Genomic DNA, 13,337 nt, shown 5'->3' on the forward strand with positions numbered 1-13,337 from the left:
TTCTAATACTTACATTTTTAGCTCACTCTTATAAAAAATTTATTTAACTCCAATTTACTTTAAAAGTAAAAAAGTAGAAGCAGCAACTACTGCACTTTCACTTCGTAAAATAAGTGGTGTTTTTAACGTAAAGATTCTACTTTTATTAAATAACTCTCTCTCTTCTTCACTAAAGCCACCTTCACAACCTACCAAAATTGATTTTACCATATCTTCACATATAACATGTTTTCCACCAAAATCAAGTACAGCACTCTGAGGATATATTTTTAAATACTCATCTATAGATGAAACCAGTTCAAGTCCCATCATTTTACTTCTACCACACTGTTGACTAGAATTAATGAGTATTCTGTTAAGGCGATCAAAATCTAATTTAAAATTTTTTTGACTTCTATCACAGTAGATAAATGTAATCTTTTCAACACCCAACTCATTTAGCATCGGTAAAGTTTTTTCAACAACTTTTGGATCTACTATACACCAACCTATATGCATAGAGTTTTTTGGCATTACAACCTTCTCTTCTTTTTCCAAAAAAAGAAGCTCTGCTTCACGCCTGGTAACTCTCTCTATTGTGTAAAAGTATATAAATTGATCTTGTAGGTTTCTAAGTGCTATTCGTTCACCCTCTTTATGGCGACGAACTTTGAAGATATACTTGTAAGATTCACCCTCTATTTTTATTTTTGACAAACCTGAATCTGGATGATATAAAAATTGCATTGCAAATTACCTATCAAACTTTTTTGTCAAACAATTTACCAAAATCAATTTTTGTAGAGCAACTCTCCCACTCAAACGTCATAACCTCATCTACCACTTTTTTTAAAAACTTATACTCTCCATTATCCAAAATAAAGATATCTGCAACTTCAGAGTCCGGTTCAACCATAATGTAATATTTAACTCCATTATTCTGATATAACTCATATTTTACTGTTACATCTTTTTTTACTGTTGACTTTGACAAAACTTCAACTATCAAAAGTGGAGCTTTTGTAAAAAATTGAAAAATAGGAGTTTCACAAAATATAGCTACATCAGGTTGCACAACATTGTTTTCATCTATCTTCCAATCGATTGGAGAGATGTAAACCTCACACTCATTGCAGTTTAGATTCTCTTCTAACTCTCTTGCTATATTAAATACAGCTCTTTGATGTTTAGGGTATGGAGCAGGTGCCATATTGTAAGCTACTCCGTCTATCAACTCCCAACGACCTTCCCACTCTACATAGTCATTGTAGCTATACCTCTCTTTATATTTTATAGCTTCCATAATAGTTACTCCTTAACTTATGTCAATGTAGCAAATCCACCTATCATCAACATCCACAAAGCTTGCATTACATAATAGCGCAATACCTTTTTTCTCACATTCGCAAAACACTCCTGACCCGGACGTGATTTTTTTATAAGAAGATGACGACGAATTTCGAGTGATGACATAGCAACAAAAGCAACTATCATAGCAATTATTTTTATCGTAAAATTTAAATGATAAAATGCCATTATTGTAGCACCAGTAAAAACTATCATCGACATTAGTGTTGTCCAAGCTGTTGCTTGAATTCTCAAGTATTTTTTTAGCTTGAAATCATCTTTTTGCACTACTATCACAGCAATATTTAGTGCTATAAGAATACCCAACACCACCACAGGCCAAATGTGTAACTCAATCATTGTTTGTTCAATCGTTTCCATAAGATAGATTGTACTATAATCATTGTTAAAAAAAGGGTTTATATGACACCTATTAAAGAAGCTCTAGAACTTATTCACGCAAATGTAAAACCTGTCAAAACTGAAATTTTACCCATCGAATCAGCACTTGGAAGAGTAGCAGCTGAACATAAATTTGCACAGTTTGATCTACCAAGATTTGACAACTCCGCAATGGATGGTTACGCTGTGACAATGGCTGATGCCGGTGGAGTCATAAAATCTCAAGATACAATCTTTGCAGGCAATGAGAGCGATCTGAAGGTTACTATAGGTAATGGTGTAAAGATTATGACAGGTGCTGTAATGCCTGAAGGAGCTGATGCTGTTATACCGGTAGAAAATACGACAGAAACAGAAGATGGTATTCAACTTCCAGATACCATAAAACGTGGTGCAAACATAAGAAAAAAGGGTGAAGATATTACAAAAGGTGAGCAAATAGTCAACTTTGGTGATACGATTGACGCTTACCTTTTAACACTTTTGGCAAGTCAGGGAATTACACACATAAGAGTCTTTTGTAAACCTACAGTTACAGTCTTTGCAACTGGTCATGAACTCAAAATGCACTTTGAGAAAGTGGAAGCACACCAAATCTACAACTCAAACGCTCCTATGTTCATTGCAAGATCTAATGAGCTTGGCTGTGAAGCAAAATTTACCGGATCAACGGCAGATACAATGGAGTCTATAAAAGCACATATCTCATCTGCACTTGACTCTGATCTCATCATAACAAGCGGTGGCGTAAGCGTAGGAGATGCTGACTTTACAAAAGATGCTTTCAAAGAGTTGGGGATGGAGGTTCTTTTTAGTAAAGTAGATATTAAACCGGGAAAGCCTACCACTGTTGGACGAATTGGAAAAACATGGATTGTAAATTTACCGGGAAATCCATCTGCGGCTGCTGTGAATTTTGAGATATTTGCCCGATCTATAATTAACCGCTTACAAGGGAAAAATAGTCCTTATATAGCTCCTATTGTTACAAAACTCGCAAAAGATAGAAAGATAAAACCTGGTAAATTCAGCGTCTTAATGGGTAGATTTGATGGAGAGAAATTTGAAGTTTTAGAAAAACAAGGTCCAGGAATGGTAAGCCCTTTAAAGAGTACTGATGGTCTAATTATTGTAACACCTGAAGTTGACACTCTTAAAGAGGGTGATCTTGTTAGAGTAATACCTCTTGCCTACAACCCAACCTCTAAAGAGTCTTTAAACCTCTTTACTACAGTTTAGATATATATTCAGCTAGGGCATTGACCTGCTCTGGCGTTAAAGGTTCGACTTGCCGAGCCATCAATCCTTTAAGCGAACCTCCAAAAGTACCTTTTTGATACCCTGTTATCTTTCTAATAAGCTCACTTTTTGATTGACCGGCAATTCTGCCACTCTTTCCAAATACGCGTTTTTTACCATCTAATCCGTGACAACCTGCACATCTTGCATAGAGAGCCAAAACTTCTGCTTGACTGATCTTTATAGACTTTGTAGTATCATTGATAGAGATTTTGCCTCTATTCTCTGTACATCCACTTAAAAGTAGAACTAATGATGCTCCAATTACATAATTTAATTTTTTCATTTTGATCCTTTTAGGATCATTATACAGAAGTTTTATGCAACGAATGGGTTTACAAATCTTTTACCATCCAACAGCTCTTCAAACATTTTTGGATTCTTCCACTCTGCCTTTACCTGATCTGAAAATATTATTTTGCTCAAATCGGTAGTTCCCATCTCTTCATTATATGCATCACTGTGATCGGCTTTTGCATAGCCTGTATCTGTTTCGTGTACTATGACACTATCTATGGTAACATCAGATTCACCATTTACCATATCTGTCTGCTGTAAAACTCTGTCTATAATTAAAAAAAATGTTCTTGCAAACTGCTCGGCAGATGGATTTACAGGTAATTCAACCCATCTTTCACTCCATTTTTTCATATCGCGCAAATACTCCGGATCATCACTACTCCAAAGAGTTATGGCATGATCAAAAGCATCTATAAAATCTTTGATCATCCCTTTTGTCAATCCAAAATCGTAAACCATCTCTCCACGATCAAGCGATGGAGCCGTAAAAAAAAGTTCTACCTTATAAGAGTGTCCATGTATGCTTCTGCTACACCGTCTTGATGTGCATTTACGTACTATATGAGCATTTTCAAACTTATATAACTTTCTGATAATCATCTATTTTATTACCTTTTCTCTTCACGATTCCAAAGTCTTACATGTAATCTATCGCTATAGTTATATCCATACTTCAAACAAAACTCAGCTACCCCTAATGCATTTGATTGCAAATCGCTTATATTGTCCCCTAATGGCATACAGTATATTTCATTACTAAAACCGCTACAAATCTCTTCTATCTGAGATTGAGCATCTTTATTGATTAACTCCTGATCTAGTGTAAACTTAAAAAAAGAGTTTTTGCTCTCTTTTGCTAGCCTATTTATTGCATCAGGAACTATTCGCCTCTCCTTTGGCTCTCCACTATTTGATAACTTTACCGCCATTGCAAAAGTTACATTTTTATATGCTTGAAACTCTTTAAAAGATGGTGCTATTGTGCTATTTGTTTCAATAGTAACGCGAAAGTCATTTTCAACCAACCACTCTATCATCTCATAAAATATCTGGTTTTGAGCATATATCATTGGTTCTCCGCCTGTTAAGACAATATCAGGCTTATATGATATATTTTTCAAATAATTTTCTATAATATTGATTAAGTATTTATAATCTGCTACCTCTTCCCAACAATCTTTAAATAGTTTTTGATTGGTAGCACGCACAGTATCACACCCTAAAATACGTTTACCCTTATACCAAGACTCGCCAAAACCAGGACAACGCAAATTGCAACCACCAAAACGTAAAAATATTGAAGGGCTTCCCATATAACGCCCCTCTCCCTGCACTGAAAAAAAGTGCTCAACCAAATATAATTTCATCATCCTCCCGTCTCATAAAAAGCTCGTGTTGACTCTTCAGCATTCTCTTCACTCCACCTGTTTTTTTCAGGTTTATTTCTAAGAACTTCTCGTAATATCTCACTTGCTGCTTCAATATTACCAGCTTTAACAGCATCTCGAATACTCATCGCTTCATCAAAATAGAGGCAAGGGATCAAAAAACCTTCTGCAGTCAATCTAATACGGTTACAACTTTCACAAAAGTCATGTTTGTGAGGATCAATCAATCCAAACTTGTAGCCATCATCAGTTAAATAGTGAAAAGCTGGGCTGCTCCCCTCTCGTCCAACTTTTTGAATAGTATATTTCTCTTTTACTTTTGCTAAAATCTCTTTTCCATTTAATCCTTGCAGTCCATTTTTTGCATGAACATTTTCCATATATTCAATATATCTTATTGTCATACCACGAGCTTTGGCATACTCCATTACATCAATAATCTCATCTTCATTAATACCCTTAAGTGGAACCATATTGACCTTAACTTTTAAGCCAACTTCAAGCGCTTTCTCTACACCTTCCAAAACTTTACTCAATACATCTTTTTGTGCTATTTTAGCTGCAACATCAGGTTTAAGAGTATCTATAGAGATATTTATACGCTTTAATCCAGCGTCTTTTAAACGCTCTGCTACATTTGCTAAAAGGTATCCATTGGTAGTAAGCGCCAAGTCAATATCAGGCTTGTGATCGTGAATCATTTGAATAAAACGATCAAGATCTTCACGCAAAAGAGGTTCTCCACCTGTTATGCGGATCTTATCTACACCTTCATCAATTGCAACTCGTACAAAACTGAAAAGCTCTTCAAAACTTAAAAGATTCTCTCTTGGCACCCAAGAAAATGGCTTTTCAGGCATACAGTACTGACACCTAAAATTACACCTTTCAGTTACAGATATTCTTAAATAATTAACTTTGCGACCATGTCCGTCTATTAACATATTAACTCTTTAAAGAGAAATTTTAAGTTATTTTACTCTAAATTATAAAAAAGAAGTTTAATTGAAGAAAAAAATCCGCAGAGCTAAAGCAGCTCTACGGATTGAAGAAGATAGTTTCTTAGTGGAGTTTTCTCCAAATACTTTGCTTCCACAGGTATGCAAGAAGTGCAAAGATAAATAGATAAATCATAACCATTTTACCAACACTATCACGCTCATGTCGTTTGCTGTCACCTACATCAGCAAGATATTCAACAACCTTATCTGCAGATTCAGCAGTCACACCAACACGAGGCATAGCTGTACCGTGTAAAAGATTTTGAGGGTTTTCAATAAATGTTTTTATATAATGCTCACCACGAGATCTAATATACATAGAAAGATCAGGTGGAAGTTTACCCATATATTTTGTTAGGTAATCTTGATATTCAAGTACTTTTGCTTCATAAAGAAGCTCATCTTTTTTGAACTTAAATTTAGGTTTTTCACCAAGTTGTGTCCAATTATCATACTTCATAGCATGACAACGTCCACAAGCATTTTCAAATGCCATTTTAGGAGTAATCTCTTCTGGTTTTTTAGCAATAGATTTCAAATAAGCTACAATATCTGCAACCTCTTGATCAAGATCGCCACCAAGACCATAAAATGGTGTCATTGGGTGCATTTTACCACCAGTAAATTTATGCTCAACTTTTAAAGCATGAGCAGGATTTTTGATAAGTGCAGCTAAAAACTTCTCATCAAAAATAGCACCTGCATTACTCAAATCAGGTGGATTTACACCAAAACTTGCCGCTGCTGCCAATGGATCCATTGGTGCTGGCATTCCAGCTGCCTCTACACCGTGACATCCTATACAGCCAGCATTCATAAATGTTTCAGCACCTTTAACAGGATCACCTTTTTTGTTAAGAGGTTTTAAATCATCATAAGCAAAATGTTCACTCTCAACATGAGCATGCATAACAGAGTGAGCATAAGGCTCAACTCCCCAATATGTCAGCAGTGTAAAGAATACTACTACCGCTAAAATTTTTAATTCTTTCATTTCAGCCTCCTTACACTGCTTTTTCTTTTTTAGTAATTATTGGCAGTACTACCCATAGACCAATAAATACAACTGCCGCTATTAAACCTATTGTGCTATAAATTCCCTGTGGAGGCAATTTACCCATAACTGTCAATACAATCATATCAAGCAGTAATACCCAGAACCATATTTTAAAACTTCCTCTTCTACTTGCAGGAGCAACATTTGGACTCTTATCAAGGAATGGAAGCAAGAAGAAAATAACTTGTGCAAATCCAAATGCTACAAGACCTGGATCTTTAGGGAATGGACGTAAGATCTCATAACTCCATAAGAAGTACCACTCAGGGTAGATGTGTGGAGGTGTTTTCAAACCATCTGCTGGGTCAAAGTTAATTGGATCCATAGCAAAATTGAAGTGCCAGAATACCAAATAGAAATAGAAGATTAAGAAAATACTAACAACAAACATATCTTTACTAAGGAAATCGTTTGCAAAGCGGATAACTTTAGACTCTTTAGTATTTCCTGCAAGATATTTTTTTGCCTCTTCATCAAAATCGATCTCTTCACCATCTTGGTTGTTAACGTGTGGAATACGTAGAGTACCAAAGTGAAGACCAATCAATGCCATAATTGCCAATGGTAAAAGAAGAACGTGCAACATAAAGAATCTTGTCAAGAAAGCCTGACCTGGAACATAGTCACCACGAATCCACTCAACTAATCCATTTAGCTCTAAAGAACCTAAACTAAATAGGTTTGTAATAACCATACCAGCCCAGTAGCTCATTTGTCCCCAAGGAAGCATATAACCACTAAATGCCTCAGCAGAGAATGTAACAAATAGAAGCATACCGGAAATCCAGATCATTTCACGCCCTTTTTTATAAGAGCCATAGTAGATACCGGTAAACATGTGGATATAAATAATCAAAAAGACAACTGATGCAGCAACAGCATGCATATGTCGCCAAAGCCATCCAAACTCAACCTCTTTCATAATAGTGTAGTTAACACTATCAAATGCTGTTTCAATATTTGGCTGATAATACATTAACAGGAAAATACCTGAAACCAGTAGAATTCCGAAAGTAATAGCAAGAACCATCCCCATTGCCCAGAGGAAGTTTATGTTTTTCGGAATCCAATACTCTTCTGCCAAAACTCGGCGTAACGTCTTTATAGCAAGGCGTTGGTCGAGCCACTCTTCCAAATTTCGTGCTTTTTCAAAATGTGCCATTTACCTGCTCCTTTAGGCGATAATGCCAGCTTCTTTCATTTTTTTATACTCAGGTCCCTCTTCACCTAGAACAATTGTTGTCCCATCTAATTTAAATGGTGGAATAACCATTGGACTTGGTGGAGGAGGTGCAGTATTAATACCACTGGCATCAAATTCGCCACCGTGACAAGCACATTTAAAATCATGTTTATCTGGACGATATGCAGGAATACAACCAAGGTGAGTACAAAGACCAATACATACAAGGAAGTGATCTTCGCCTACAATAATATCTCTTTTTGTCTCTTCTTCACTCTGTTTAGCTACCATCTCTGGAGTTTTCTTAAGAATGAAAATTGGTTTTCCACGCCATTTTTCTACGTTAAGAACGTTAGGTTCTGCAGCAGAAAGGTCTACTTTTGTGAATCCTGCTGCTTTTACACTTGGAAGGGGGTCCCAAGTTTTCTTGGCTGCATAAAGCGCACCAAGACCACCAAGAGCCGCCCAACCGCCAAAGACTTTACCCATAAAGTCGCGTCGGCTGCTGTCTGCCATAGCTGATCCTTTTTTGGAAATTTTAAATCATCAAATTATAGAGCCTGCAAGGTTAATTTCTTATGAATATTACCTGATATTATCTTTAATATATGAAGAAACTTTATATAAAGTCTCCTTTTTCAAAAATTCATTTTTATTAATCAGTTTTTCTGATATTTTCTCTTTAATTAACTTATTATTAAACTCTGATACAACTGGAATATTGTAAGTTTTCATCATATTATCCCATGTATTTGATACTCCAGGCTTTTTTAAATATATAGGATTTGACCCTGCTACTAATGCTTCAAGAGCACTTTGCGGTGAAGAAGTAATAAATGTATCTGCTTTTTTTAATATTTCATCATAATCTTCTGACTCTTCTACTGTTTTAAACTTTTTAGAAAGTTCACTTCCATACTGCATAAAAAAGTAATATCCCTCTAGCAGAGTGATATCCAATCCTTCAAATGCATCACTCAATTCTAAAAGTTTTTGTTCATAATCATCATCACCCCAAAAATAGACTATACCTCCATTATGCTCTTCATTTTCATCAAAATATCTAGGATCAACAACATTAACCTGTGGGGCATCTCCTATCTCCTTCATACTGGAGAGTAATACTTCATTCTTTGATGCAAAATCATCTGGATTATCACTTATACGTATAAATTTATGAAAATAAGATGCCATATCTTCCCACATTACACGACTCTCCTCTTGAGAGTCAAAAATCAATACATCAGATGTTGTAGCTATATTCGCAATATTTCTGACAATATCAACACTTACATACTTTTTGATTCCAAACTGCTCTTTTGCATACTCACCAGCTCTAAAATCATTTGTAAGCATAGTAATCTCTACACCCATCTCTTCTAATGCATTTATAATAGGTGCACTTCGTCTTAATCTGTCAAGTCCTACACGGTGACCTGTATTTATATAGTAATAGATTTTCATTTTTTTCCTTTTTGAGCCATTTTTATGTATATGTGTAAAATCTCAATAGCTGCAGGTGTTACTCCGCTTATTTGACTTGCAGCTTGCAGTGTTGGCGGTTTAAAGCGAGTCAACTTCTCTTTTATCTCGTTGCTTAAGCCTGAAATATGATCAAATGTCATATCTTCAGGAATCTTCACCTCAAGCATCTCATGCATTTTATCTATCTGCTCTTTCTGTTTTGCAATATATTTGTCATATTTGGCATGGATCATTAACTGCTCTTTAACCTCATCAGGAAACTCTGCAACTTCTGGAATGAGCTTGCCTAGCTTATCCATTGTAAAATCAGCACGCCCTATAATTAACTTTAAAGATGTTTTGTCGGTAATCTTTTCAACACCAAGCTCTTCTAAGAGTTTTAACCCCTCTTTGCTTGGAGTTAAAAAACGCTCCTCCATAAGCTTTACCCCATCTTCAATCATTTTTTTCTTTTTAAGTAACTTAGCATAGGTAGACTCATCAATCAAACCAAACTTATGCCCATACTTCATCAATCTCAAATCAGCATTATCTTCACGCAACATAAGTCTGTACTCTGCACGAGAAGTAAACATACGGTAAGGCTCTTTTGTTCCCTTTGTAACTAAATCATCTATTAAAACACCTATATAAGCCTCATCTCTTCCAAGTATAAATGGCTCTTTCCCTAAAACTGCCAATGCTGCATTGATCCCAGCCATCAACCCTTGTGCAGCTGCTTCTTCATAACCAGTAGTTCCGTTTATTTGGCCGGCTAAGTAGAGGTTTTTAACCTTTTTAGTCTCCAATGTGTGCTTTAGCTCTGTTGGATCAACATAATCATACTCTATGGCATAACCGTAACGAACAATCTTTGCATTTTCCAAACCTTCTACACTTCTTATCATCTCTAACTGCACATCAACAGGCAGTGACGTACTCATACCGTTTATGTAATACTCTGTAGCTTCAAGTGTTTGAGGCTCTATAAAAAGATGGTGACGCTCTTTGTCTCTAAAACGGTTTATCTTATCCTCAATACTTGGACAATACCTTGGACCCACACCCTCAATCTGTCCTGAAAAGAGTGGTGCTCTATGAAAGTTTCCTTCTATAATCGAATGGGTTCTCTCATTTGTATAAGCTATATAACAAGGCAACTGTTTAGGATTAAAATTTTCTCTAGAAGTGCGAAAACTAAAAGGTTTTGGAGGTTCATCACCAGGTTGTGGCTCCATCTTTGAAAAGTCTATAGATGTTCCATCTATTCGTGCACAGGTACCAGTTTTAAGCCTACCAACATTCAATCCAAGCTTTTTTAGGTTTTCTGCCAGTGCAGTTGAACTAAACTCACCAGCTCGACCTGCATCTCTTTTTACTTCACCAATATGAATAACTCCATTTAAAAAAGTTCCTGTAGTAAGAATTACTTTCTTTGCACGAAATGTCTCTCCAAGTTCTGTCTTTATACCGATAACTTCGCCATTTTCAACCAATAGCTCATTAACCATCCCCTGCAAAATATCCAGGTTTTCTGTTCCAAGACAAACTGTTCGTGCTTCTATACGATAACGGTCCATATCGATTTGAGCACGGCTTCCACGTACAGCTGGACCTTTTGTCTCATTCAAAATTCTAAACTGCAACCCTGCTTTATCTGTCAAAAGACCCATCTCACCACCCAGAGCATCTAACTCTTTTACAAGATGCCCTTTTGCAAGTCCTCCAATTGCCGGATTACAACTAGCTGCTCCTATCTGTTCAGCTAAAATTGTAATCATCAATGTTTTCATACCCATGCGAGCAGGTGCAAGAGCTGCTTCAATTCCTGCATGCCCACCACCTACAACAATAACATCATATGTACTCATATTGCTTCCTAACACACTAAAATCTATTTTGGCTGGATTATAGCTTTTTGAGGTTAAAAAAGATATGATAATAGAAATATAAAATAGGATAAGGTTAAAGGTTGAGAGGTAAAATCATAGTCTATTCACCAGAAACTGGTATGGGTAAAATAATAACCCCCAATCATCACAAATTAAAATTTAATATTGATGAGTGGAATGATTATGACGAAATGCCTGCTGTTGGACAAGAGGTTGAGTTTGATTCCGCTGATGGAAATGCTTATAATATTCATTTATGCACGGTTCCTATAAACAAAAGAGATCAAACCAATACAAACACTAATGCAAAAACTCTTGGCAATAGTCAAAAAAAAGATACCGACAACCATCAGGCAGCCATAAAAGTAACTATAGACATTGAAAGTTGCATTGAAACACACTTTTCAGAAATTTTAAGAAAAATTGATGCTAATAGTGATCTAATTCAAAACAGTAAAAGTTTAGATTACATAAGGATCAGACGTTTTTTATTAACTGCATATAATAATCTTATTGAGATAGACTATAGTTTTGAAAACAATGAATTACTCGAAGCAAAACATAAACTTAATGATGCATACTCTCTCTACCTCTATTTTAAAAGTGAATCAGAAATAATGCAAAAAGCTTATGAAAAAATTTTCATAAGTCGTCAAACAGAGTATAAAGAGCTTTACAATAAAATGCAATTCAACAAAGCTGAAATTTTTAGACTTAAAAATAAAATAAAAGCACTTGAAACAACAATAAGTGAAAAGAATGAACAAATTTCAAAAATGTCCAGAAGAAATGATAAATATAGAGAGTTAATGAATGAAATAAAACATTTAAAAGGCACAATGGTAGATGCTATTCACAAAGTAGGAAAACTTACTGAGGAGAATGAACAATTTATAAATATGGTAGACCATTTCTATAAAGTCTACTATAAAATATTTACTGAAAAGTTTCAAGAGTTTATTGAACAATACAAACCAAAACTGGAAAAGATTCAAAACGTACTTGCTTACCAATTTGATACATTAATATGGGAAAAAGCAAATAAATCTAAAGCTATTAAAAGATTTTTCCATCAAGCTGGAATTATTGAAGAGTTCAGTGCTGTAACATTTTTAAAGTACTATATTAAAACTTTAGATGAAAAAAAATTATCTCAAAAAAATAAAAGTTTAATGGATTTATTGAAATATTTGGAAAGTCAGAAAAAAAATATTATTCTCTGTCTAGATGAAGATCTTGAATTTTTAAATATAACAAAAGAGATTGTATGCAATATGGACAGAGATACATCTATAATTACAACTACACAACCAGGTGAAGCAATAAAAAATATTAAGAAAAACAATCCTAACTTCTTTATAGTTAACCCTGAAATAAAAAGAATAAATCTAGAACAGTTACTGAGTTATGCAAGAGAGAAACTACCTGACCTTAATATTGTATTCTTCTCAAAAAAAGTCAATCATTACCAACTATCACTAGCAAAACAGTTTAATATCTCTGCAATTTTAAAAAAAACCACACAAAAAAGCAATTTAGAAAAACAGATTAAGCAACTTATAGATAATTAATATTACACAAATATGACATCTTTTGTATTATAATATTACCTTGTAATAGAAGATATTGAGGAAGTTTTTTTTATAAAATAAAGTAGTCTATAAACAATTAAGCCGTTTTATAAGAAACAACTTAAACGGCTGAAATTTTAAAAAAAAACATACCTTTTTGTTTCATTTTTAAAACACTTCAAAACTGCGAAGTGTTTTGATGATGAAACATAAGTTTCATCAATAACACTAACAAGGTATCGGCTTGTAGTTTAATAGAGCCGATATAGTTTGATTTTTGTTGTTGTGTTAGCTCTTTAACAATTCATTGTCAATGGCACAAATACAATCAAGAGGAAGTGCTATCTATTTTGTTGGTTGTGCAACAAATACTCTCTTAGGATCATAAGGTGTATTATGCACATAGATTGCATAGATAATCTGCAATAGTTTTCTTGCCGTAATAATGAGTGCT

The 13,337-nt window shown here is 34.8% G+C and carries 14 protein-coding genes; 2 read left to right on the forward strand and 12 right to left on the reverse strand.

What is annotated here, in order from left to right:
- Positions 1 to 54 precede the first annotated feature (54 nt).
- Genes BM227_RS08050 through BM227_RS08060 form a run of 3 tightly spaced genes read right to left on the reverse strand, consistent with a single transcriptional unit; the run spans position 55 to position 1,686 of the window.
- Positions 55 to 726: a 16S rRNA (uracil(1498)-N(3))-methyltransferase gene (locus tag BM227_RS08050; RefSeq protein WP_092912799.1), complete on the reverse strand. Its 672-nt coding sequence runs from the start codon at positions 724 to 726 to the stop codon at positions 55 to 57.
- 13 nt (positions 727 to 739) lie between these two features.
- Positions 740 to 1,282: a Uma2 family endonuclease gene (locus BM227_RS08055; protein ID WP_092912801.1), complete on the reverse strand. Its 543-nt coding sequence runs from the start codon at positions 1,280 to 1,282 to the stop codon at positions 740 to 742.
- Positions 1,283 to 1,299: 17 nt separating this feature from the next.
- Positions 1,300 to 1,686: a hypothetical protein gene (locus tag BM227_RS08060; protein ID WP_143089720.1), complete on the reverse strand. Its 387-nt coding sequence runs from the start codon at positions 1,684 to 1,686 to the stop codon at positions 1,300 to 1,302.
- A gap of 63 nt (positions 1,687 to 1,749) precedes the next feature.
- On the opposite strand from BM227_RS08060, the gene BM227_RS08065 reads away from it, so the two are divergent.
- Complete coding sequence (locus BM227_RS08065; protein WP_092912805.1) at positions 1,750 to 2,967, forward strand: molybdopterin molybdotransferase MoeA; 1,218 nt, start codon at positions 1,750 to 1,752, stop codon at positions 2,965 to 2,967.
- Here the strand turns inward: BM227_RS08065 and BM227_RS08070 are convergent.
- From BM227_RS08070 to mnmG, 9 genes are all read right to left on the reverse strand, one after another.
- Positions 2,957 to 3,313: a c-type cytochrome gene (locus BM227_RS08070; protein WP_092912807.1), complete on the reverse strand. Its 357-nt coding sequence runs from the start codon at positions 3,311 to 3,313 to the stop codon at positions 2,957 to 2,959. The two genes, BM227_RS08065 and BM227_RS08070, sit on opposite strands and share 11 nt — an antisense overlap.
- Positions 3,314 to 3,345: 32 nt before the next feature.
- On the reverse strand, positions 3,346 to 3,927 hold the full coding sequence (locus BM227_RS08075; protein WP_092912809.1) for a 6-pyruvoyl trahydropterin synthase family protein: 582 nt from the start codon (positions 3,925 to 3,927) through the stop codon (positions 3,346 to 3,348).
- A gap of 8 nt (positions 3,928 to 3,935) precedes the next feature.
- Positions 3,936 to 4,694, reverse strand: a complete 759-nt coding sequence (locus BM227_RS08080; RefSeq protein WP_092912811.1) for a 7-carboxy-7-deazaguanine synthase QueE — start codon at positions 4,692 to 4,694, stop codon at positions 3,936 to 3,938.
- Complete coding sequence (gene moaA / locus BM227_RS08085) at positions 4,694 to 5,659, reverse strand: GTP 3',8-cyclase MoaA (RefSeq protein WP_092912812.1); 966 nt, start codon at positions 5,657 to 5,659, stop codon at positions 4,694 to 4,696. The genes BM227_RS08080 and moaA overlap by 1 nt, the downstream gene beginning before the upstream one ends.
- 118 nt (positions 5,660 to 5,777) lie before the next feature.
- Positions 5,778 to 6,710, reverse strand: a complete 933-nt coding sequence (locus BM227_RS08090) for a c-type cytochrome (RefSeq protein ID WP_092912814.1) — start codon at positions 6,708 to 6,710, stop codon at positions 5,778 to 5,780.
- Positions 6,711 to 6,720: 10 nt separating this feature from the next.
- The gene (locus tag BM227_RS08095) at positions 6,721 to 7,935 is read right to left on the reverse strand and encodes a cytochrome b (RefSeq protein WP_092912816.1); all 1,215 of its coding nucleotides are present in this window, start codon (positions 7,933 to 7,935) and stop codon (positions 6,721 to 6,723) included.
- Positions 7,936 to 7,947: 12 nt separating this feature from the next.
- A complete protein-coding gene (gene petA / locus BM227_RS08100; RefSeq protein WP_092912817.1) occupies positions 7,948 to 8,472 on the reverse strand; it encodes a ubiquinol-cytochrome c reductase iron-sulfur subunit in 525 nt (174 codons plus the stop codon).
- A gap of 69 nt (positions 8,473 to 8,541) precedes the next feature.
- Positions 8,542 to 9,420 (reverse strand): hypothetical protein, encoded by an 879-nt coding sequence (locus tag BM227_RS08105; RefSeq protein ID WP_092912819.1) that lies wholly within the window; start codon positions 9,418 to 9,420, stop codon positions 8,542 to 8,544.
- A complete protein-coding gene (gene mnmG, locus BM227_RS08110; protein ID WP_092912821.1) occupies positions 9,417 to 11,291 on the reverse strand; it encodes a tRNA uridine-5-carboxymethylaminomethyl(34) synthesis enzyme MnmG in 1,875 nt (624 codons plus the stop codon). Before mnmG ends, BM227_RS08105 begins: the two co-directional genes overlap by 4 nt.
- Positions 11,292 to 11,392: 101 nt before the next feature.
- Here mnmG and BM227_RS08115 point away from each other — a divergent pair, with 101 nt between their 5' ends.
- On the forward strand, positions 11,393 to 12,883 hold the full coding sequence (locus tag BM227_RS08115) for a response regulator (protein ID WP_092912823.1): 1,491 nt from the start codon (positions 11,393 to 11,395) through the stop codon (positions 12,881 to 12,883).
- Positions 12,884 to 13,337: the final 454 nt, after the last annotated feature.

The organism is Hydrogenimonas thermophila, from assembly GCF_900115615.1.
Classification (GTDB): Bacteria; Campylobacterota; Campylobacteria; order Campylobacterales; family Hydrogenimonadaceae; genus Hydrogenimonas; species Hydrogenimonas thermophila.